At 57.9% G+C, this 22,699-nt stretch carries 21 protein-coding genes; 1 reads left to right on the plus strand and 20 read right to left on the minus strand.

What is annotated here, in order from left to right; translation table 11 throughout:
- The first annotated feature begins 12 nt into the window (after nt 1–12).
- Nucleotides 13–372 carry a DUF6124 family protein gene (locus ABFB52_RS00230; protein ID WP_236192312.1) on the plus strand — a complete coding sequence of 120 codons (360 nt, stop codon included), beginning with the start codon at nt 13–15 and terminating at the stop codon, nt 370–372.
- Between the two features lie 58 nt (nt 373–430).
- Here the strand turns inward: ABFB52_RS00230 and ABFB52_RS00235 are convergent, their stop codons facing one another.
- From ABFB52_RS00235 to icmH, 20 genes are all read right to left on the minus strand, one after another.
- Nucleotides 431–856 (minus strand): hypothetical protein, encoded by a 426-nt coding sequence (locus tag ABFB52_RS00235; RefSeq protein WP_129974247.1) that lies wholly within the window; start codon nt 854–856, stop codon nt 431–433.
- 22 nt (nt 857–878) lie between these two features.
- Nucleotides 879–1,478, minus strand: a complete 600-nt coding sequence (locus tag ABFB52_RS00240; RefSeq protein ID WP_129974243.1) for a lysozyme inhibitor LprI family protein — start codon at nt 1,476–1,478, stop codon at nt 879–881.
- Entirely contained in the window at nt 1,475–2,284 is an 810-nt protein-coding gene (locus tag ABFB52_RS00245) for a lysozyme inhibitor LprI family protein (RefSeq protein WP_129974244.1), read from the minus strand. Before ABFB52_RS00245 ends, ABFB52_RS00240 begins: the two co-directional genes overlap by 4 nt.
- A 2-nt stretch (nt 2,285–2,286) precedes the next feature.
- The gene (locus ABFB52_RS00250; RefSeq protein WP_102685881.1) at nt 2,287–3,135 is read right to left on the minus strand and encodes a tetratricopeptide repeat protein; all 849 of its coding nucleotides are present in this window, start codon (nt 3,133–3,135) and stop codon (nt 2,287–2,289) included.
- Nucleotides 3,122–3,667: a hypothetical protein gene (locus ABFB52_RS00255; RefSeq protein ID WP_102685882.1), complete on the minus strand. Its 546-nt coding sequence runs from the start codon at nt 3,665–3,667 to the stop codon at nt 3,122–3,124. The genes ABFB52_RS00250 and ABFB52_RS00255 overlap by 14 nt, the downstream gene beginning before the upstream one ends.
- 28 nt (nt 3,668–3,695) lie before the next feature.
- On the minus strand, nt 3,696–4,145 hold the full coding sequence (locus tag ABFB52_RS00260; protein ID WP_219733709.1) for a hypothetical protein: 450 nt from the start codon (nt 4,143–4,145) through the stop codon (nt 3,696–3,698).
- A 55-nt stretch (nt 4,146–4,200) separates the two neighbouring features.
- On the minus strand, nt 4,201–4,446 hold the full coding sequence (locus ABFB52_RS00265; protein WP_256656691.1) for a hypothetical protein: 246 nt from the start codon (nt 4,444–4,446) through the stop codon (nt 4,201–4,203).
- Between the two features lie 75 nt (nt 4,447–4,521).
- Nucleotides 4,522–4,710, minus strand: coding sequence for a hypothetical protein (locus ABFB52_RS00270; protein WP_256656692.1), 189 nt, complete (start codon nt 4,708–4,710; stop codon nt 4,522–4,524).
- Complete coding sequence (locus ABFB52_RS00275) at nt 4,707–7,157, minus strand: alpha/beta fold hydrolase (RefSeq protein ID WP_129974245.1); 2,451 nt, start codon at nt 7,155–7,157, stop codon at nt 4,707–4,709. The genes ABFB52_RS00270 and ABFB52_RS00275 overlap by 4 nt, the downstream gene beginning before the upstream one ends.
- Before the next feature lie 9 nt (nt 7,158–7,166).
- Nucleotides 7,167–8,561 (minus strand): TIGR01777 family oxidoreductase, encoded by a 1,395-nt coding sequence (locus tag ABFB52_RS00280; RefSeq protein WP_129974246.1) that lies wholly within the window; start codon nt 8,559–8,561, stop codon nt 7,167–7,169.
- Nucleotides 8,562–8,699: 138 nt separating this feature from the next.
- On the minus strand, nt 8,700–10,064 hold the full coding sequence (locus ABFB52_RS00285) for a lysozyme inhibitor LprI family protein (RefSeq protein ID WP_085746819.1): 1,365 nt from the start codon (nt 10,062–10,064) through the stop codon (nt 8,700–8,702).
- 20 nt (nt 10,065–10,084) lie between these two features.
- The gene (locus tag ABFB52_RS00290) at nt 10,085–10,546 is read right to left on the minus strand and encodes a hypothetical protein (RefSeq protein WP_085746820.1); all 462 of its coding nucleotides are present in this window, start codon (nt 10,544–10,546) and stop codon (nt 10,085–10,087) included.
- A 9-nt stretch (nt 10,547–10,555) separates the two neighbouring features.
- A complete protein-coding gene (locus ABFB52_RS00295; RefSeq protein WP_236192139.1) occupies nt 10,556–11,224 on the minus strand; it encodes a hypothetical protein in 669 nt (222 codons plus the stop codon).
- Nucleotides 11,185–11,775: a lysozyme inhibitor LprI family protein gene (locus ABFB52_RS00300; protein ID WP_085746821.1), complete on the minus strand. Its 591-nt coding sequence runs from the start codon at nt 11,773–11,775 to the stop codon at nt 11,185–11,187. Before ABFB52_RS00300 ends, ABFB52_RS00295 begins: the two co-directional genes overlap by 40 nt.
- A complete protein-coding gene (locus tag ABFB52_RS00305; protein ID WP_085746822.1) occupies nt 11,757–14,408 on the minus strand; it encodes a pesticin C-terminus-like muramidase in 2,652 nt (883 codons plus the stop codon). The genes ABFB52_RS00300 and ABFB52_RS00305 overlap by 19 nt, the downstream gene beginning before the upstream one ends.
- A 51-nt stretch (nt 14,409–14,459) precedes the next feature.
- Nucleotides 14,460–16,514 carry a type VI secretion system tip protein VgrG gene (locus ABFB52_RS00310; RefSeq protein WP_346836112.1) on the minus strand — a complete coding sequence of 685 codons (2,055 nt, stop codon included), beginning with the start codon at nt 16,512–16,514 and terminating at the stop codon, nt 14,460–14,462.
- A 28-nt stretch (nt 16,515–16,542) separates the two neighbouring features.
- A complete protein-coding gene (locus ABFB52_RS00315) occupies nt 16,543–17,544 on the minus strand; it encodes a serine/threonine-protein kinase (RefSeq protein WP_129972428.1) in 1,002 nt (333 codons plus the stop codon).
- The gene (locus ABFB52_RS00320; protein ID WP_039765158.1) at nt 17,541–18,269 is read right to left on the minus strand and encodes a PP2C family serine/threonine-protein phosphatase; all 729 of its coding nucleotides are present in this window, start codon (nt 18,267–18,269) and stop codon (nt 17,541–17,543) included. The genes ABFB52_RS00315 and ABFB52_RS00320 overlap by 4 nt, the downstream gene beginning before the upstream one ends.
- A complete protein-coding gene (gene tssM / locus ABFB52_RS00325; protein ID WP_129972429.1) occupies nt 18,269–21,808 on the minus strand; it encodes a type VI secretion system membrane subunit TssM in 3,540 nt (1,179 codons plus the stop codon). The genes ABFB52_RS00320 and tssM overlap by 1 nt, the downstream gene beginning before the upstream one ends.
- Nucleotides 21,809–21,821: 13 nt before the next feature.
- Nucleotides 21,822–22,697 (minus strand): type IVB secretion system protein IcmH/DotU, encoded by an 876-nt coding sequence (icmH, locus tag ABFB52_RS00330; protein ID WP_011336585.1) that lies wholly within the window; start codon nt 22,695–22,697, stop codon nt 21,822–21,824.
- Nucleotides 22,698–22,699: the final 2 nt, after the last annotated feature.

Genomic DNA, 22,699 nt, shown 5'->3' on the forward strand with positions numbered 1-22,699 from the left:
GGATTTACACCGATGATCGACCCAACCTTCACTGACGAAGAAGTTTCCCCTTACGAATTCCCAGACTCAAAGAAACTCCACGAAGCCGCCGAACGCGCCCTCGACCACCACTTTAAACCCACCGCCCCACGCCCCAAACGCCTGGGTGGCCTGTTCGCCCTCTGCCCCAACGCCGACGCCGAAGCCCTCATGGCCAACGCCTCCGAAGACCTCCTGTCCATCAGCGCCTTCGCCGCCAACCTGGCCGACGACCTCGACGGCCCCCGCCGCTCGATGGCACTGGGCCTGAGCAGAATGGCGGACGGCGTGCGGTTGATGGTGGAAGGGACGCTCGATCACATTGAGTTTCGGGAGTATCAGGCCAAGCCTTAGCTGAATCGCGGGCGGAAAAAAGGGGACGTTGAGTCCCCTTTTCCAACTAACCAATTACTCACCACTGACAGCCCGTATCCGGTGAGTAATCCATACTGAAATCGTGTTCGAAGGAGTACTTCTTCCCGGTTTTGTAGTTCGTATAAGTCATGCCATAGATCCGGGCACCCTGACTGACCATTTCATACTCACCCGTCAGCGCGCCCTCCGAAACCTCAACCCAAGTCGTCGTGAACTGATACGGACGATCCCCTGCCAGAATTTCTTGCTCGGTATTCCGATGCACCAGAGAAATGGCCTTCTTCGACTTGCTGTACCTGACAGCCGCTCCGCTCCATTTGGAGAAGGAGTCGTAATAAGTTCTGAGTTCGAAACTGATGCTTTTGGCGCTATCTTGCGAACGGAAGCAATAAATCTCCGTCGAGACCTCACTGTGCGCCGCCATAGGAAAGAGAACAAACAGTGCAGCAGATAAAACTCGCATTGATTTCAATCTGATCATTCCTTCAACGATTCAGAGGTAACTGAAAACGCATTCGCACTGCGCAGTTAGCGATGTCCTCCCGGAACACACGCTCACTCATTTCGCAGTGCCCATCGACGTATTGCCTCCATAACGGTTCGTCAAAGTTGTCACCCCCCAATCGCGCCATGGAAGCCGTCAGACCTTTTTCTCGATCCTGCCCCGCCATGACCGACGCAGCTTTGTAAAAGCCGTCCAGGGGTAACCCAGTCTGTAGAGCGATTAACTCTCCCAACCGGGCATTGGTTGTTTGCACCAGACACGCAAGCCTTTCGATGGGCGCTTCTGCACCGGGTAAAGCCGACTTATAGATATCCTCGCAATACGCCTCTTTGAAGCGCACCCACTTCTTTTGCACATCAGTCAGTTGCTTCTTGTCGGCGGGCGCCAAACTGACCAGCGCTTTCTTGTATTGCTCATTCAGCACTGCATCGACTTTTTCGAAAGTCTGTTGACCGCAAATGATCATATCGGGATTGGAAAAGCTGTCGGGATTGCAGGTTTCCTGGGCATGCGCAGGAACCAGCAAAGCAGCCAAAGAAACACCCGCGACCAGCCCAAAAAACGCCTTGAGTTTGATCATGATCCGGACACTCCGGCACTGCGCTCAGCTACCCGCCCAGAAGTCTTCGAGGCACCGGGCTCGGATGCGCCGCACTTCAGTTCTTTGATCTGCTCGTTTTGAATCGGAATTACACAGGCAAGGCGCTTTTCGCCGGTAGGACGTAGATCTGTCAGGCTAAGCGTCACGTGCAAACCGTCGTCCGCAAATACGTGATCTTCGAACCCGGCATAGCTATAAACCGACCTGAACGACTTACCGTCAAAACTGCAAAAGCGCTTGGAAGCCAACACCCTCCAATTACCCTCTGGCGCAAGGATTTGCACATCGAGGCACGGACTACCAAACGTGGTGACGTAACGAGCAACAACATCACCAAAGCGTTGAGAAGCAGAGTTGGAAACCTTGGCGACATCGACCACTTCACTCGGATCATCCGGTGCGACGGCGTCCAGATAAGCGGCTCGCTCCAGACTCATTCTGGCGATGCAGTTATTGGTCAGCGTGGTGTATGCCTTGGATCCGGTTTCAGTCTCTATGGCTTCTAGAGGGCATGTGGTGTCGCGCAACTTGATCCACGCGCGTTGCGAGTCTCTGGCCATGGCCATGTATGCCTTCGCTTGCTCAGGCTCACGCTTCCATTGAGACTCGAATCGAGTCATCAATAGTTTGTAGCTGGCATTGAGTTTTGCATCGGCACTCTTGCGGTCGGCTTCCACGCACTGGTCGTATTGCCAGTTCACTGTGATGACTTTGCAGTTGTCCTCCGCGAGCGCGATTGAAGCGGACAGCAGGCCTAAGGACAACGCGATAAAGCGCACAAACATGGTCAATTTTTCATTCCCTGAATGACGGATCGCTCAACTGCGCGTTGAGGTATTTTCTGCGCCTTGCCGTCGGCACTCATTGCGTCGCGGTACTGGCTGTAATAGCGCTGCGCTTCGTCTTTGCGATCAAGGCGCCAGAGTGAGTCGGCGATGTTCAACATCAGCACTGTGCGTTTACCGACGGCCTCAACGCCGCGATAGAACTTCAGCGCCAGCTCATCTTTGCCGCCCTCGGCCAGGTAAAAGCCCAAGTCGTTATAGGCCTGAACATTTTGCGCCGGGGGGTGACACGCCATGTAAGACTCTGGACTTAAAAAGACCAGACCCCATTCGATGAACTCTGCGCGGGACTGCGCCAGTTCGTTACTTGAGACATGTTTCAGCAAGTCCTTTGGAGACCTCGTCTCCAAGGCGGGAGTGAGCACTTCGCCGTCGTCGGTAACCCATTGATTGCCCTTCCACTGGCCGACACAAAAAGTGGCCGAACGATCAGCCAGCACGCAACCGGTCTCCATTGAGATAACCGTGCAATGCTGTTGCGACACTAGCTTCTCTTCACCGTTTTCGTCCGACAACATGCCGAAAATCACAGGGTCGAGCAGCAAGGTTTTCTTGTCAGGACTGAGCATATTGGAGTGCCCATCGGCGCCAATATCGGCGCCAAAGAGCGGGAAGGTTTTGCCATTGGCGGCGAACCATGCAGTCGCCGAATCCACACCGGGCATCGTCCATTCTGTAGCCCGAAACGACACCGTGTGCCCGCTGATACCAACTATTGACGGGTCCTCGGCAAACGCGCCCATAGCGCTGCACAGACTGCCGATCATCAATACCCACTTAAGGCTGCCCATAGTCGATCCTTTTCACTGACGGACTTTCCGACTGTAACTGCCTCTTCGTCACGCCATAAGCCTTGATCAGCTCTTCCCAGGAACCCTTCGAACCAAATGAGCGCTGATTGTTATCGAAGCTGTATTGCTCCAATCGCCCCGCTGTCGAGTAATACCCGCGCCATTCAGGACAGGCACCACAACCGCCATAACCGCCTATCGAAACAAGGCTACCCTTGGTGCCTTTCACACAATCCATCGCCACGACAACGTTACTCAGCATCTTTGCTTTCTTACCGTCAGACGTGAGCTGTAAAACCTTGTCGATGTTGCGGCGCAACACTTTGCCGCCAATGTTGATCGTCTGGTCGGAGCAGACCGGGATGAGGTGGGTTTCTGCGTCATCCACCGTCACGGATCGGCACGACGACACCATCACCACTTCAACACCGCCACATTGCATGACATCGCGTTGGGTGTAGGCGTCCTTCGGAGCGGCGAAAGCTGGAAGCGAGAGCAACAGCGAAAGGCTGCTCGCAAGAAAATGGTTCATCCAATCATCCTTAATCAAACAACGGCGATCACAAATCCTTGAACGTCAGCAGCCGGAACTCGTTGTTCACAAACTCGAAGTAGCGGGTTCTGAAGCGGCTTTCCAGCTCATTACCCTGCGCGTCCTCTTCCGTATCGGCCGCAATGCCGGAAACAATGAGCAGACGGCTATCAGGCCGGTTTGACAGACTTAACGCATTGCCGTCGTATGCGTTCGGCAGTCCGCCGACAACCTCCCCCGTGCGCGCATCCAGCACTTCGCCGCAAATGGCACTGCCACCACAACCGACTCGGTACAGGATGTAGTGGCCGGCAAAGTTGACCTTGCCTTTGAGTGCCTGTGCACGATCCATATCCATCATCGGGTTGCTGTGTTCTTGCGGCACCGGTTCATGATTGATGCCGGTAAACACTGGGGTGACGGTGTAATCCTTGAAATCCGGGTCAGCGGCGAAAGCCACGGAGGTGGCAATGGCCAAGAGGCAACCGAGTAGAACTGAGCATCCTTTCACGCTGTAACTCCGTAACTGAAATCTATTCGGACTGACCTTCATAACGCTGTGTCTGTGGGTTGAACTGCCACAGATGTGGCCGGGTCATGGCTACATTTTTTTTGTAGCGAATCTGCCCGCGCTTATCCCTGATGTAGGAATAGATCTCGATGTCTTTGACGTCGCCGCCGTTCTTGGGCGGACCGTCCAGAACCTTGATCCCGGCAAAGTAATCACCACCGGTATGCTTCAAGTAACCACGGCACTGGATCAGGAAGGCGTACGTCATGTCGCCGGCCGAGCCGTCACTTGAATAGGAGAGGAAGATGAAGTCGTCTCGGCCATCGCCGTTGAGATCGCCTTGCTACACCACCTTGCCACGCTCTAGAGAAAATCCGTCATCGTAGAAGCCAGAATGTATGTCTTCGACACTTTCTCCACTGTCTTTCCATTGCGTAAGAAAAGTCTTGGTATCGCTTTTCTCGTTGCAGATATCCGACGCCATCGCTGCCATCGGCAACCAGCTCATGCATAACACCAGCAGTCGTTTCACTTCACATCCTTCGAATTCATCAATTCCAATTCCCCATCCCGATACAACACTTCGCACCCCACCCACGCCAGATCCACCTGCGGCATCACCGCCGAAGGCTTGCGCAGTTCCCGCAACAACGTCGAACCATGCGACAACCGCCCGCCCATCCGCGCAATCACCGCCCGCGCTGCCTGATAGTGCGCGTGGCGCCCCGGATCGAGGGTGTCTTCCAGCAAGATGTCTTCGCCAAGGATGCCCCGCACCTGCCCCGGGTAAATCATGAATCCGGTGGCTTGTTCGGCACCTTCGCGGCCGTCCTGCCAGAAGCTGCCGTCGCGCGTGCGGATGTCCGGGTGCGGCGCAAACCAGTGTTCGCGATCCGCCAGTGGCATGGCGTGATGCAGGCGGAAGAAGATGCGCATCAGGTTGTCGCGATACCACTCGCGCACTTGCAGGTAGTAACCACGCAGGCCCGGCAGGCCGGTCGAATGAGCGAGGCGGATCAGCCCTGACCATTGCGGGAACGCCTGTAATGGCAACGCGCTCGACGCGGGTCGAGGTGTGGCCGGATCGGTCTCCCACGGCAGCCGATGAGGGCTGTTTTCCAGGTTGTCGTAAGCGGTGGGCGGTCGGCCCAGCCAGTCCCCGCCGCTGCTGGCCAGCGCCGTGGCGATACAGAGATTGCCCTGCACCACGAACACATAGAACCGGGTGAACCAGTCGGCCAGTTGCTGACCGTCAGCACCTTGGGCGACGAGGTCGGCCAGCTCTTTGTCGAAGCGCTGCAAGCCGTGCTCAAAGCTCAGCAAATGCCCGCGAGCGATGCGCTGCATGCGCAGAAACAATGGCAGCGACCACAACATCCGCAGCGGTCGCCACGGCAAATGCGGGGTCGCGCCGCCGACTTCACCGGCATAGTTGCTGGCGCTGATGCCCCAGTCGGCCAACCGTGCGAGAAACAGGTCATTGTTGATGTAGGACGCGCCGCCAAACACCGCCGTGAACGGCTCGTTGTCCTGCAACACCCGCGCATCCCAACGAGCCATGATCGCCGGAATGCTCGCGGCGGCCCGGCGCTGGGCGTACTCCACCAGCACGCTGGGTTGCGGCGGCAGGATCTCGGCGATGTTGGCGGCCGTCAGGTGCCGGCGCCAGCCGTAGTCGCTGATCGGCCGATATTGCAGCAGCCACAGTTGCGAACCGTCCCAGGCCCATTCGACATCGCCCGGCACATAGTGGAACACCCGCAAGACATCCTGGAGAAAGCACCACAGCACGTCTTCGGTCAAACCATGGGTTGCCGTGAACGTGCCACTGCGCCAGGCATCGCCGAGCCGCGAAAGCGTCGCCCGTTCCGGGCTGATCTGACCATCGGCAAGGGACTCAAGATGACCTTCAACCCATTCGAGTTCCACCGACAGATGACGCACAAACGCGATGCCCGACACCTGCGGCGTGATGAAGCGCTGCACCACCACTTCCTCGACACCTTCGGCAGTCAGCTCGGCAATGCGCGCCGGCACGTTGGCGGCCGGCTCGCGCAGGTAGGTCGTGCTCAAACCGGCATTTGCCGAGTCGGCCTGATCTTCACCATAACTGGAAGAACGCACCGCCCAGGTCGCCTGTGGTTGGCTGGCGAGGAAGGTCGGTAGTCGCGGGTCGTTGCAATCGTTGAGGGTCAGCGCCGCCGGCACCGGTTGCCGGGCCAGTTCCGCCAGACGCAAACGCCCACCCTTGGTGTGCGCGACGAAGCCGCGCTCGCCCGACTCCAGCCACTGCGCAAACTGCGCGGGCGCGTCGATCCACGGGTAATGACCCCAACCGGGTTTCAGGCTGATGGTCAGGTCTGCGCGCGCAAGAATCGCCGACCATGCCGCCGCTTGCTCGATGCCCAGTACCTTGTCCTGATCGCCCCAGACCAGTTCGACCGGGTCGGTGATCCACTCCAGCAATGGCAGCGCGGTGTCGGCACGGATCAGATCCCAGTGCGGCACAAACGCACGGCAACGCGCATAACCGGCGCCCATGCGCTGGTACTGCGCGGGCGTCCAGGTCTGATTGGAGAACTTGCGCGCGAACAGCGTGGGCTTGTTCGACAGCAGCCAGTGAATGGTCTTGCGGATCGGCAGCGGTGACATCAGCGCCGGCAATCGGCGCTGCCACAAAAAGGCGCCCACCGGCGCCAGCAACACACTGCGAGAAAAGTGCCCGGGCCGACATTGCAGCGCATGCAGCACCAGCAACGCGTTGACCCCGACGGCCATGATCGCGCTGCCTTTTTGCGTCATCGCCAACAAGGTCTGGGCGTAAGCCGCCAGATCCTCGCAGGGCGGCTGCGGGTTGGCGCCGAAGCCCGGCAGCTCCAGCGGCACCACGTCGTAACGCTGAAAATGCGGCAGCGCATCATCCCACCAATCGGCGGCGCTACCGTTGCCGGCCAGCAGGTACATCAGGGGCTTGCTCATGGGCGATCCTCAGGCCAGATCGCGCAGCGCGGCGTCGAGGGTCGGATAGCGGAACGTGTAGCCCGCCTCGCTCAAACGCTGCGGCACCACGCGCTGACCGTCGAAAAACAGCTGAGCCATTTCCCCAGCCAACGCACGCACTGGCGCGGCTGGAATGTGGAACCACACCGGACGCTTGAGGACTTTGCCGACGTTCTCGGCGAACGCTGCCTGACTGACGGTTTCGGGAGCGACCATGTTGTAGGTGCCGCGCAAATTTTCATCGTGGAAGGATCGAGCGATCACCTGAATCACATCGTCGCGATGCACCCAACTCATGATCTGCTGACCGTCGCCCATCCGCCCGCCGAAACCCAGACGGAACGGAATCCGCAATGGCAACAACGCACCGCCCGGCCCGAACACCACGCCGAGGCGCAGCACCACCTGGCGCACGCCAAACTGCGTGGCGGGTTTCGCCGAAGCCTCCCAACGCGCACAGAGTTCGGCCATGAAACCGTCGCCCTTTCTGGCTTGTTCATCGAGGCTTTCGCTGGCATCGCGCACGCCGTAGAAACCGATGGCCGAGGCCTGAATCCACAGCGCCGGTTTATGGCTCGTGCACTTCAGCCAGGTCATCAAGGCTTCGGTGGTATCGACCCGACTGGCGAGCAGTTGCGCCTGACGCTTAGGACTCCAGCGCGGCCCGGCGACCGGTGCGCCAGCCAGATTGATCACCACGTCGAAGGGTTCGTCGCAGCCAAGTTCGCTCAACAAACGCACACAACGAACGCGACCATCGAACAGGTTCGCCGCTTTCAACGGATCCCGCGCCAGCAAGCTGACGGTGTGGCCAGCGTCGAGTAACTGATTGACCACGGCTTCACCGATAAACCCGGTGCCACCAGTGATCAGCACGCGCTTGTAGGCGCCGCCGACAAAGGGGTTGGACTTGCTCACGGTCCTTTCTGGCGAGGATTTCCGACGATCATGGCGCAGCAACCAGACCAGCGGCGGCAACAGCACCAGCAGCGCAAAACCGTCGAGCCACAGATGCGACCAGACCTGTTTTTGCGCGGAAAACCACATGTCCTGCGGTGCCCATAACAGGACGCCCGCCATCAACCAGCCCCAAATTGCAGGAGCTTTAAGGCGGTTGCCGAGGTGCACCAACGCGAGCATGTACAGCGAATAGCTTTGTAGCGTCGCACCGAACAGTGCGAGCCACCACACCTGCTGCTCGTGACCGGCGGCAGGGACCGGGTCGGCGCCCCAGAATGCGAGTTCGAGGGTGTGCAAATAGCCGTCGAGTAATCCGGAATGACCGGCCCAGGTCAGCGTGAGACCGGCGAGCACATGCACAATTGCCGCGGCATACAGCCACAGCACCATCGCGGGGCGAAGAGAGAAAGAGGGGGCTGGCATTCCGTGTCCTGAGCGCATTCCTTGAGGGCGGGGAGTTTAAAGGAAAATGGGGGTTGTCAGATGCACAAGCGTTAAACGCTTACCGTGACGGGCCCACGCCCAACAAGTGCGGAAGCGCATCAAGCACGACCCCGAACTTCAAATGCAGTGGCTCGCCTTGATCGGCTCTGGACCTTGCGACTTCAATCGCGCCACGTTGTCGATGCTCAGCCGGTGACCTTTATCAGCCGCCATTTGATAACAGGCTAACGCTCGGGACATATCCTTTGTTCCCAACTCGCCACCCTCAAAGGTAGAAGCCAGATAACTCATTCCCTCTATGGAGCCCATGTTGATTGCTCGAATGACCTGCTCTTCTGCCTGCTTGGGATGAAGACAAGGACCGTTATAGTCGGTGGAGTTTCCTGAACAAAGAAACGTGGCATAGCCCAACGCACCACTCGGTATTTTCGAGGCCGCTTTGAACAACGCCTCAACCTTGCTCGTTTCCAACTGAGACGCCATCTGCGAAAGGCTCAAGCTTGCCGCTGAGAGACTCGCCTGTGGGTCACCCGACTCTGCTGCACAGACATAGTTTTCCAGAGACGCTTCAATCAACTCCCCAGTCAGAGGGTATTGCTCAAGAAAACCTAACCCTCCTAAAGCTTCAGCACGTTGTTCGCAGAAATTCTCAGCGCGGCTCATTCCGGGGTTACGAGTTGCGACAAGATCCTTCTCACTCACTGACCAATCCTCAATCCCCTCAAGCACCCAACATGCCTGACGAGAGAAGTTGAAGATTTTCACATTGCTGTTGCCCGCCCGCTTATCGACCACGTTGACGTGACTGTCATCGACCTCTTCAATCTCGACTCCAGGTGTCTTGCCGGGTGTGATGGCGGCCATCAGCGGGTAGGTGAAGGAAGCTCCGCTGACGCCCGAGGTCGAAGGCTCAAAGGTACTACGGTCCTTGCCTGCTACCGGCTTCAAAACAAGCGACTTGACCGTCATCGCAGTGAGACGGCGCTGTAATTCACTGCTGGCGGAAAACGCTGTCAGGAAAGCAGGGAATTCCTCCGAAGGACAAGCGCCGTTGGCCGGCGCTGTCGAAGTGCTCTTGTCGGATGCAAGAGCAGGGACCATCTTGTCCAGGTACGCCGAGCGCTCGCGACTCATTCTGGCGATGCACGAGTTGACCGCGAACACATGCGCCGGCATCCCCGTCTCGATCTCGAATGCTTCCAACGGACAATTCGCATCGCGCAACTTCAGCCATGCACGTTGCGATTCTTTGACCTTCGCCGCGTAATCCGCGCCCAATGCCGGATCCGCTCGATAATCAGACTCAAGCCGCGCCATCAATTGCTTGTAGCTGAGGTTCAACTGCGTGTCGGCAGCCTTCTTCGCCGCCTCCGAGCAGGGCACCATTTCCAGGCTTGAGGTGACATGACTACAGTCATCCTCCGCGTACACAGCTGAAACAGGCAGCAGCACGGCCAGCAGGGTAAAAACAAAACGTTTCACTGTGTTCTTCCTTGAGTCATTCAAGCTTTGCGTTTGGCGAACCGAGTGACGCATTGCTTGGCTATGTTCATTTCCCAATAGGTGCTGAGCAACGCTTTACGCTTTTTGTCGACGCGCAAATTAACGAAACCATCGCCACAGTCCGGCTGTAATTCTTCGAACGTGCCGGTTTTGACTTGGTAAATGAACACCCGGTAGTAGTCGTAAGTGCCCATTCCGTCATCAAGCTGCCAGATCGCGAAATCCTTTACTCCGTCAAAATTGAAATCATCGACCTGCACATGGAGTTCGTTTTCAGCTTGAAAATCGATTGTCCGCGACTCGTTATTCGTTTCGCCTTTAATCGCGATGTTCAGCGTGGAGCCTTCGAGAACCAGTGTTGCTTCGACGTCTTTGGTTGGGCTGAACGTAGTGGTTTCGGCTAACACCGGCATCGTCCACAGCAGGCCGAGCAATGATGCTGCTAGAGTTTTTGATCTCATGTGCGCGCCCTACTCCCACTTGCATCCGGACTCCAAAGAGGAATCGACGCTGGTGTTATTTCCAAAATAGTAAACCTTGCCGTTGGACTTCTTCGTGTACGTCATCGAGACGACCTGCGTTCCTTGAGTCACGAGCTCGTAGGTCCCTGAGACCTTGCCGCTGATGACTTCAGACCAGCTTCTGGTGCTCTGCCAAGGGGCATCGGCGCCGAGCATTTCGTTCTGGGTATCCGTCAACACAATGGAAATTGGCTCACTGGACTTGGCGTACTTTACGAACCCGCCTGACCATTTGCTGGAGACGTCGTAAAAGGTATGGAATTCGAACTTCACCGGACTGGTTTCAGATAGTTCGAAGCAGAGTGATTCGCTGGTGACTGCGCTGTGGGCGGCGAAAGGAAATAACGCCAAAAAACCAAAACATGACCTTTTCATAGTTATGAAAAACCCGTTAACCACAGACGCCCCCTCAAGCAGCCAATATAATGCCGCCACCAACTTACCGACAGATTTATTCAAAAAAGGAACAGATCTATTCAAATAGCATAAATAACCTCCCTTTTCACTCCAACAAATAAATCCGCCCGCCATTTCAGCCAAATTGATAAATCTGAAAATATATCCACACAGGAAAACAGCTAGTAAATTGGAATCTGAAATCGCATCCTCGCCATGCATCGGTCCACATCTTCGCCAAACAGCTTAGAAGTCATAGCACAATTTCCATCTGCGTATTCTTTCCAAGCTGAACCAAAATTTTCGCTTCCACCAACAAACTCAATAGCTTTTGGGTAGTTCATAGATGTAGCTTTTTCGTTCACTAACGACACTGCCTTGTAAAAGCCATCGCCTATAACGCCAGTACGAAGATAAATGAGCTCACTCACCCGAAAACTAGTGAACTGCTTTACACATGAAAGCTTTTCGATAGGCGACTCTTCACCTTCGTCACCATCATCTCTGCAATAACTATCTTTTAATTTAATCCATTTCTTCTGCGCAGATATCAGCTCTGCTTTTGTCGACGCATCCAGCTCAATTGACAGCGCCTTGTATTGCTCATTAAGCACCTTATCAATTTTTTCAAATGATTTCTGTGAGCAGTTGATAATATCAGGGGCCGCCAAGGTGGCAGAGCTACAACTGACGTCCGCCGATGCACCGCCTATAGATATCCAAACAACTGATAACGCAATCAGTGACTTGCTAATTACTTCCAGCAGTTGCATTTTAATGCCTCCTCAAAAAATACCGCTTCCTTTTCACGTCTTGTCGCCACCCCAGCCGTGCTGGGATCGTTTTCCCACAAGCGCTTCATACTGCGAAGACGTGAAGGTATCAGTTCGGGTTGATCGTTATCAAAATCTTCTTTTATTTGCTTCATCTCTAAGCGCTTCTGAGCTTTAGCCGGGGTATTACCGGTTAACGCGTTGCCTCGGTTCACAACAAGAGAAAGCAATACACCTTGACAATCCGGATGTAGATTGACAGCCTTGGGATATACATCAACAACTTGTTGTGCATATCTCTTCTTCATAATCACGGCCAACTTAAGAGCGTTATCTTTGCTTATAGATATTGAGCTGACATTATGAACATAGTCTCTTGCATCTTGACCTTTTTTGCCTAACGCCCCTTTCAAGCTTTCGATTTCCTGAGGCGTATAAAGGTCTTTAAGCTCCGCATCGACCCTGGCGGCAGTCTGCTGCCCCAAGTCATAGCCATAGCCAATTGTTATGCCGCTATTATTATCAGGAAGCGCATACGGATGTTCTCTATACGCTTCAATTGCCAATAAAAACTCAAACAGCTTTTTGGAAACGACATAAGGACCGACAGTTGTGTCCAGAGTATAAACTTCCGCCTTACACTTTTCAGGACAGCCCGATAAGAACCCCCCCAACAACCCTAGGGGATGGATATGCTGGACGTTAGCATCACCAGTTATTCCGAATTTTCCGACTAGCTTATCCCACCAACCGAGTCGCTCGATTCGAAGTTTCTCTTCCACCCATTGTTTATGCGGATCGGCGTCACTATGCCCCATCAACTCATCTAGGGCGCTCCATTTCTCCCCCTTGTACTGCCACTCACTTTCGTAACGTGTAACCATCTGAGATATCGGCTGCGAGAACCAAGGTTTCTCTAACGCTTCCCTTATCTCCGAAGGCGTAAGTTTATTATCACCATTTTTATCCAGCATCTTGAACAGATGCTGCTTGGCAGGGCCGTCATTGGCAGCTCCCACGTTAGGCGTATAACTTGCCTTCTCCTCCTCAGTCAGGTTTTCTTGAGCATGGAGAGAGGCAGCCAGATGATCCACGTTGCTGACGGTCTCCTCAATAAAACGGAATCCCTCCCACTCAAAGGGCGAATGACGAGACAACGTCACGTCCGGCTCCGAAAACCATCCGCCAATTTCATTGCCATTTTCGTCACCAAGAAGACCATCCAGGCGCCACCAAAGCGTATAACTTGTCGTTCCGCCCATTACGACAGGAACCTTGATTTTTCTGTCCGCCGGCAATGCTTCCAGTACCCCGACCGGGACCATGAAATCGTACCCAACTTTTTTATGGGGATCAGTCACCCTAGGCGGATTACTCGCACTCATGCCTTCAACATGAGTGATTAATAGACTGTCTTTTGGAATTTTAAGCAGAGTTTTCTCGGCTTTTGGCAGACCTGATGCCTTCTGTTTACTTAGCTCAGTAAAAGCCTTGACGTCCTCGCAACTAAAAACCTCCAAGTGCAGAAGATTTCTTGGAGCAGAGTCTGAGTAGCTCTGATATTTGCCGACGTGCCCCACCAAACTCCCTGCTTTTATGAAAACAGGAGTAGCCAACACGTGGACAGCGTCTTTTTCGGCTGGCTCGCTCTTGGTTTCAAGCAGGCCCTCCCAAACGTAGCCAAGAACCTCCGCTGCTGCCAACGGAGGTACAGCGTTTCCTCCCAAAATTTCCAATAGCTTTTGGTATTTACCGCGCGTCCCATCACTGCCAATTTTCACCTGAGTTCCAATCGGCAAAATAGCGGTCGTCGTACTGGATTGATTAGGAGAAGCGTGTACCGCCAGCCCTTTTTTAGGGGGAGTCATCGGATCTTTTGCTGCAGTGCCCACCTTATAGCTATTTGGTGTGGCCCCTGCAGTCAACTCTCGCTTAAACACCCAGCCGTTCCCAGCGGGGAGGTTGGCATCCGGAGGCGTAACACTAACCACTTTGAGCCAACCGTTTTCTTCTTCAGCAGTTTCGACAACTGTGCCGCGAGGCAAAACAGTCAACACCGTGCTATATCCCGGTTTTCCGCGCCTTTCCTGTCGAACTCTCAAGCCCAGAATTTCATCCTTTGCCGTAGCCATCACCTGCCATGTGCCACCACTCCAAAATGAAGGCCGACCCAATGCAGGAGTTTTTTCATACGTGTCCCAATGCAGGAGGTGCATGTAAAGACTAAAGAAAGTCAGACTAGGCCCCGGAGTTACTGCAGCTGGTGTTCCCCCAGCCGCAGGGGCGGGTGCAGGAGGAACAGGCGTCTCTAAACGATGTTTAACGAGTACAAAACCCGTTGAATACACCGCCCCATTGGTATCAAAAGCTGACTTTGGATAAGTACTATCAATACGATAAGCGACAACTTCCCCGTCCGCGATGCACCTGACTTCCGCCAAATCCTGCACCAAACCAGATGCCTCATCGAAATGTACCCCTCCGTGCCAGAGGCCATTCGCCCCCAACGGGTAGTAACCATCTTTCGCCTTGGCTAACGCCTTATAAAACTGCTGCGGATCCGTAGCTTCTGCAGCTCCCACCTTCAATGGATACGACCATTTTTCTACTTTCTTGCTGGTTGTCTCTGTCATTACCAATTACCTGAATTCTGATCCCTGGTGGCTTGGATTGCCGTCGATGTATTACCCAGAAAAATTGAGCATGCGTTTTGGCTTGCGTTTGACCTGTTCTTCAGGCGCATTCAACAACGCCTGATCCATCAAACTCCCCGCCTTATCCTTATCCGCCGCCCCCGGCAGCACCGGCGGTTTGATCCCGATCCCGGTCCCCGACCCAGCCGACCCGCCAGCATTAATCTTCACCACCGGCCCAACCACCGTCACACCACCGCCATCCAGCTTGATGAAACTGCCACCGCCGAGAATCGTCAGCTCAGTCCCAGCCTCAATGACAATCTTGTCCCCAGCCTTGATGTGAATCTCTTTCCCTGCACTCGTCAGTTGCGCAGTCCCGAGCTTCACATGCTGGCTCTCGCCAATAGTCAGGTGGTCATCCATCCGTGCTTCGATCTTGCGGTCGCTGATGGTGGTGCGGTGTTCTTCGGCCTTCAGCTCGGTGTAGGTGTTCTTCACCACGGTGTCGTGGCGTTCATTGCCGACCCGAATCTTCTGGTCGTGCTCAACGTTTTCATCCCAGTCGCGCTGGGCGTGGATGAAGATTTGTTCGGCGCCTTTTTTGTCTTCGATGCGCAGTTCGTTGTAGCCACCGCCGCCCGGGGAGCTGAGGGTTTTGAAGACGCTGCGGGTTTTGTTCGCCGGCAGGGCGTACGGCACCGGGTTTTCCTTGTGGTACAGGCAGCCGGTGACCAGTGGCTGGTCGGGGTCGCCTTCGAGGAAGGTGACGAGGACTTCCATGCCGATGCGCGGGATGGAGATGGCGCCGTAGCGGTCGCCGGCCCAGGAGCTGGAGACGCGCAGCCAGCAGCTGGTCTTGTCGTCGGCCTGGCCTTCGCGGTCCCAGTGGAATTGCACCTTGATGCGGCCGTACTGGTCGCAGTGGATTTCTTCGCCTTTGGGGCCGGTGACCATCGCGGTCTGGCTGCCGAGCACGCGGGGTTTCGGGTGTTCGAGCGCGGGGCGGTAGAACACGTCCCACGGGGTGGCGAGGAAGGTGTTGCGGTAGCCCTGGTGGAAGTCATCCTTGTTGTCGGTGGTGTCGCTGGTTACCGACTCTTCGAGGACTTGCGGTTGTTTGCCTTCGTGGAAGATTTCGGTGAGCAGCCACAGGTCGTTCCACTCGCTGCGCGGGTGGTCGGACATTTCCATGAAGTGGCCGCTGACCAGTCTGGTCTGGTCGCCGCGACCTTCGGCCTGACGGTAGTCGGCTCGGTGGCGTTCGAGGGCGCGCTGGCTGAGGAACTTGCCGCGGGCGCGGTCGATGAAGCGGCCGGGGTAGTCGTAGTCTTCCAGATCCGGTTCAGCGTCTTTGCTATCAAGAGCGCCGTCCGGTTTGTACGCGGCCTCCATTTGCAGGCGCGGTTTCTCGAAGTCGTAATCGCGGCGGGTGGTGCGGCTGGTACGGGTTTCCAGGCGCAGCTTGAAGCCTTTGATCACCGGTTCTTCGGCGACCATGCCGCTGCCTTGCACGTACGCGGTCGGTTGGCCGAGGTTCGGGAAAACCGTCTGGTCATCGCCGAACACCAGCAGGTGGCCTTTCTGGCTGTGCTGGAAGTGGTAGTGAATGCCTTCTTCTTCGCACAGGCGCTGGACGAAGTGCAGATCGGTTTCGTCGTACTGCACGCAGTAGTCGCGATCCGGGCACGGCTGGCTGAGCTGGAAGCTGTAGGCGTTGCCCTTGATGCCGTGCTCGTCGAGGATCAGCGCGATGATTTTCGGCGCCGACATCTGCTGGTAGATGCGCTGGTTGGTGCGGTGATGCAGGTATTGCAGCTGCGGCACCAGCGAAACCTTGTAGCGGGTCAGGCGCTTGCCGGCATCGCCCTGGGCCACGCGGTAGATCTGGCCGTGGATGCCCGAGCCCTGCGGATCGAGGGCGAGGAAGGCCTGTTTGTGCAGGAGTTTTTCCAGGTCCAGATCCGGGTTTTCGCTGACCAGTTCCAGGTCGAAACGGAACGGCTGGCTGATGCCTTCGGTGCCGGTGAACGACAGGACTTGCAGGTCGCCTACGTAATCTTCAACAGTCAGGCTGAAGTGCGTTTCGTTAGCTGGGTTGAACATAAAGTGCTCCCTGTTCGAATGTCATCCGTTACGCCCTCAGCCGCAAACGCTGCAGCCAGGACGAAGTGGCGCCCAAGGCGTCACGCAATTGTTCGGCAGAAATGTTGCGCTCCGCCGCGTCAAAGGCCAGCGCGGTGCGCAGCGCGGGCCAGCAGTGTGTCGGCAGATTTGCCGGGGCTTGCAGTTCGCGATCCAGGTGTTCGTCACGGGCCTGGGTCGAGGGCAAGCGGCGGAACGGGTGTTTGCCGCCCGCCAGTTCATAGATCACGCAGGCCACGCCGTACACGTCCGCGCTGGCCGACAGCGGTTGGCCCTCAAGCAGTTCGGGGGCGGCGTAGCCCGGAGTCCAGGCGTTGAAGCGCTCGCGGCTCAGGTGCGGCAGGCCGGGCAGGATGCCCTCCTCGGCCTGCCCGAGACCGAAGTCAAACAGGCGCACGCCGTCTTCGCTGAGCATGACGTTGCTCGGTTTCATGTCACCGTGCAGCACCCCGCGACGGTGGGCGTAGGCCAGCGCGTCGAGCAGCGGCAGCGCGATGTCGCGCAGTTCTTTCCACGGCAGGCCCAGCGGCCGCTCGCAGAGCAGTTTGTCCAGGGTCAGGCCACGCATGAGTTCCATGGTGATGAAGGCCTGCTGGCAATCGGTGTCGACTTCGAACGTGTGCGGTCGCAGCACGTTGTCGTGGCGCAGGCGTCGGGTCAGGGCGAACTCGCTGTAAAGCAAGGCACTGGCGTCCGGCGACTCGGCAAATTCTTCGCTGAGGATTTTCAGCGCAATGTAAGGATCGGGATCGCCGAACTGTTCGTGCAGCAGATCCCGGGCCCGGTAAACCGCTCCCATGCCGCCGGCCCCGAGCAGGCGCTCGAGGTGGTAGCGGCCTGCCAGAACATCCGGCAGTGCGCCGACGCTGGCCTTGGTTGGCGCCAGCGCGGGTTCGGCGTTGTGCTGCTTTGCAAAAGCGAAATAGGTCAGGTTGTTGGCCTGCTCCTCGCTCATCAGCAAGTCATCGACTGAGGATTCGATTTCAGTCATTGGCGGATCACCACGGCCGTCAGATTGTCGCGGGCGGCGCCACGCAGGGCGCCGTCGAACAGACGTTCCAGCGCCACATGCGGCGCCGCCAGGCTGAGGGCGTTGCCGAGGGCATCGCTGCTCAGGCCTTGATACAAACCATCGCTGCACAGCAGGAACACATCACCGGGATAGACCTCGAGTTCCAGCACATCCAGGGTCAACTGTTCCGCCGCGCCGACCGCCCGGGTCAACGCCTGGGCTGCCGGGTGCGCCGCCGCCTGTTCGACACTCATCTGCTGCTCATCGATCAGTTGCTGTTGCAGCGAGTGATCCTTCGACAGCTGATACAACCGCTGCCCGCGCCACATGTAGCAACGGCTGTCGCCGGCCCAGATGCAGGCCGCGCGATTGCCTTCCACCAGCAGCGCCACGACGGTGCTGCCCATGATGCTGTCGTGACGCCCGGCGGTGACGGTCAACTCCTGCCCCAGGCGCCGGTTCAGCCAGTGCAGGCACTGGCGGATGGCTTTGAGACGTTCGTCGAAGTCTTCGTGCTGCGGCAGTTCAGCCAGGCTGGCGACGATCAACTGGCTGGCGATGTCGCCACCCTGATGACCGCCCATGCCGTCCGCGACCACCCACAGCCCATGCTGCGGGGTGTCGAGGAAGGCATCTTCGTTGCGCGACCGCACCTTGCCCGGGTCGGTTCGCGCCGCGCTGCGCCAGGGACTGGCCACCAGCATCAGAGCTGCACCGGCATACGGAAGGTACGCAGCACGCCCATGTCGAACGGGTTCGGCGTGCGCTGGCTGGTCAGCAGGTAGTTGGCGCGCAGGCCACCCACGTCGGCTTTGAGCACCAGCACGTCGCGACCGGTCAGGTACTCGGTCTGCATCAGGTCGAACAGACGGAACAGCGACCACGGGCCGGAGTTTTTCTCGATGCCGATCGGGCGTCCGGCCATCTTGTCCATGACCAGACTGGTGCGACCGTCTTCAGCATCGGTCGGCCACTTGAAGCTCATGGGCAGGATCGGACCGTGGCGGTACTCCATGGTCTTGTCGCCGAACTTGAACTCGGAACGGCTGACCGCCGGATCGAGGGTGTACGGTTCCAGCTTGAACTGCACGGTCGGCTCGGCCGGGTTGATCGAGAAGAAGCTCTGGCGAATGTTCAGGGCCGCCGCCATCTGATCGAGGAAGACCTTGGATACCGGCAGGCTGCGGCCGTCGACGCTGCGCATCCGGTAGTTGCCCGGATCACCGCTGACGAACGGACGCATGTAGCTGTCGAAGAAGCGGTCGATGGTGCCTTGAGCCCGGAAGAACTCGCGGAAATCGCTGATCGCCACATCGCTGGTGCTCGAGGCGCTGAACGGGTAACGCTTGTTGATGGTTTTGCCATACACGCTGTACAGCTCGTTCTGATAACGGCCGTTCAGGTATTGGTAGGCATCGTTGAGCACCAGGCGCCACGAGTCTTCGGCCAGCACGTTGAACCACACGCTCAGCGGACGCGGCAGACGACCGGACGCATTGCGCAGATTGGTCAGCGCATCACGCTGGCCGCTCATGCGGGTCTTGGCCAGTTCGAACGCGGCTTGCTCCGATGTGCTGGAACGGGCAAGGCCCGCCAGTTGCAGTTGCAGGTCGTTGAGCGCGGTAAAGGCCGGGGTCAGGTCAGCGGCCGGCCCGTTGTTGTCGTCGAGCAGTTTATGCAGCGGCTCGAAGCGACGTTGCAGGGACTTCTTGGCCGTGTCCGGCAGGTTCTTCGCCACGTTCATGGCCGCAGCCTTGTCCGTCAACGCCGAAGCGAGTTTGCCGACCTTGCCCAGTTTGCCCTTCTGCCCCGCCAGCGCATCGGCAGCGTCACCGGCTTCATCCACCGGTTCAGGAGCTGCCGGAAAGCGGGTGTTCTCACGCACTTCGGTCAGCAGCGCCAGCACCGGCGAGTTGGCCGAGGTCAGGCCCGCCAGTTGCTCTGCGCCTTCACCGGCATCGCTGATCGGCGGCAGCGCCACCTGGCCAACGGCCTCGCTCCAGTAGTTGGCATAGTCGCGGAAGTACAGTTGCTCCAGCTCGACCATCAGGCGACGCAAGTCCATGTCGCTGATGCCGGCGCCTTCGCCCAGCACCCAGTTGTCACGCAGGATGTCGGTCACCAGCGACGCGCCTTGTACCGAGAAATACTGCTGATAACCGGTCTGGGTGTAGAAGCCCGGGATCACGTATTCGGTACCGATGAACAGCGAGCCTTGCGGCCCGAGGTGCTGGCTGAAACGGTAATCCGGCAGGTTGCGCGCCTGCTCGCGGAGCATGCGGTAAACCACGGTCGCCAGCGACTCGCTGCGCAGGATCTGACGCGCCTGGGCCACCAGTTGCTCGTTGAGCGGATAGATAAACGGCTGCTGCAACAGACGCTCGAGGTGCGTGTTCAGACCGTTCTGCACCGCGGTGTTGCCGGTGTAGCGCTGCGACCAGTCCGCCGCGATCCAGTCCTTGAGCCATGCCGCGTCACGACGATCCTTCATGTTCAACATCAGGTACGCGCGCAGGCTGTTGATCAGCTTTTCGCGGTCCTTCATGTTGGCGCGGATCTGGCCTTCAAGCATCGTTGCAACGCGCGGCAGCAGTTGCTTTTCAAGCTCGTGCTCGTAAGCCTCCTTGACCACCGGATTGACGTCCTGGCCCTGATACAGACCCATCCGTTCGTGGTACGCCGCGTCGCCTTTTTTCGGGAACACCTGGGTGGCAGCGTAGCTGGTGTCGAGGGTTTTCAGTGCGCCCATGGCGTCATCGCGCGGCGACAGTGCCGTGCGTTGCTGCGTCCAGTTCTGCGCCAGATTGCGCAGGTTTTCCAGACGCTCGTAGTTGGCCGAGAAACCACCGGCCCAGAGCATGCCGAACAGGACCAGCGCACCCAGTGCGCCGACGTACAACGCACGCTGCCCCCAGTGGATGCGGCTGCGCTCGCGCTTGTCCAGACCGGCCAGATCGGCCTCGGGGAAAATCACCCGGCTGAGCAAGTGATGGATGAAACGCGAACGACCGCTGCGCAATGTCGGCAGCACGCCGGCGCTCATGCCCAGACTCGCGCCGATGCCGGCGGTGGTCGAATCCATTTCCTGAGTCAGGTGCGGTGCGCTGGTCAGGTAGAAACCACGCAGTTGCGTCGCACGCTGGTAGCGGTTGCCGGTGAACGCCATGTCGACCAGCAGGCACAGACGCTCGCCGATCTGGCCCATCTGGTGCGGGAAGTCGAGGATGCGGCCACGGCGCTGGGTGTCGCGCTCGGAGTGCATGCGCATGATCACCTGGCTGTTGAGGCGACGCAGCAACTCTTCGAACTCGTTGCGCAGCACCGTCACGTCGGTGCCGACCTGATCCTTGCGGAAACTGGTGCCCAGCACCTGATCGCTTTCTTCGCGGGTCAGCTGATCGAAGAACTCGTCGAAGCCCAGCAGCTTGTCGGCCTTGCTCAGTACCAGATACACCGGCACATCGACGTGCAGCTTCTGATAGACGTCTTGCAGACGCGCACGCACCTGACGGGCCAGGGTTTCGATGTCCTGTTCGCTGCCACCGGTCAGGGTTTCCACCGGAATGGTCACCAGCACGCCGTTCAGCGGACGACCGCGACGACGCTTGCGCAGCAGCTCCAGCAAGGTGGTCCAGGCGCTGCCGTCAACTTCCGCATCCGGCTGGGTCAGATAGCGGCCGGCGGTGTCGATCAGTACACCGTGATCGGCGAAGTACCAGTCGCAATGACGAGTGCCGTGGGTATCACGGGTCAGCTTGCGGTCGATCTTGTTGATCGGGAATTCCAGCCCGGAGAAGTCCAGCAGGCTAGTCTTGCCGCTGGCCTGCGGGCCGATCAGCAAGTACCACGGCAAGTCATTGCGCCAGCGCTCGCTGCGGCCGCGATACAGGCTCGAAGTCTTGAGGGTTTTCAGGGCGTCCTTGAAACGCTCCTTCAACTCTTTCTGCTCTTCGTCGATCAACTCTTCGCGGCGGATACGGTCCTGGCCGTCTTCGGTTTCTTCGACGGCTTTCTTGCGGATACCGGCGCGCCAGCTGACGAAGACCATGGTCAGGCCCCAGATCAGGAACAGCACGCTGATGGTCAGCAGGCGCGAAGTCGCGCTTTCCCAGAACTTGTAGTCATCCACTGCCAACAGCGGGCCGACGAACCACACCAGCAGCGCCACGAACAGCACCAGCAGCAGGGTCCAGACCCAGGTCTGGCGCAGGAAGGCGCCGACTTTCTTGAAAAACTTTTTCATCACACGTCCCTGTTTACGGCTGCGACTGCGGCTGGGCCGCGGCCGGATCAAGCGGCTGATATGGTTGCAGAACGGTGTCGCGCTGCTCGCCCAAGACCCAGGCGAAGCCCGAATACATCATCACCAGGCAGACGAAGGTGAACAGCACCACCATCCACGCCGGCACGATGCGCACCAGGTTGCGGCGCTGATCGTTGAGGCCTTCCCACTGCGGCGACAATTCGCGCGGCACGTCGCCACGCAACTGACGGATCTGCCGGTACAGGGCGTCACGGATGCCTTCGAGTTCCAGCATGCCGCGCGCCTGCACGCGGTACTTGCCCTCGAAACCGAGGGACAGGCACAGGTACATCAGTTCCAGCATCGGCAGGTGCTTGACCGGGTTTTTCGACAGCCGATCGAGCAGCTGGAAGAACTTCTCGCCACCGAAGGTTTCGTTGTGGAAGCTGCTGAGCAGGCTCATCTGCGACCACTCGCTTTCGTTGCCCCACGGCGTGGTCACGACGGCTTCGTCGACCACGGTGCAGAGCACGTAACGGGCGGCCATCACCTGGCTGCTTTCGGCGCCGTTGTGCAGGGCGCGCACTTCAAACAGCTTGAGCCCGGCGGTCAGGCGCTCGTTGAGCGCGTAGAGGTCTTCGCGGGTTTCACTGTGCTTGAGACGCACCACTTCCGACAGCAGTTCGGAGGACGCCGCCACCAGCGAATTAAGGCTGATGTTGAAGGCTTCCGCCGGGCGCAGGCGCGCGGCGTAGATCATCCGTTCTTCCAGTTGTTCGAAGCGCGGTGGCGCGGCGAAGTCGGTCAGCGGACTCGCCGCAGGGCCATGGCCCTGACGGTCGAGCAGGACGGTTTTGTCGTCCTGGTTGTGTTCCATGTCCTTGATCATGT

The sequence above is a fragment of the Pseudomonas sp. 9.2(2024) genome (genome assembly GCF_039695385.1).
In the GTDB taxonomy this organism is placed as follows: Bacteria; Pseudomonadota; Gammaproteobacteria; order Pseudomonadales; family Pseudomonadaceae; genus Aquipseudomonas; species Aquipseudomonas paraglycinae.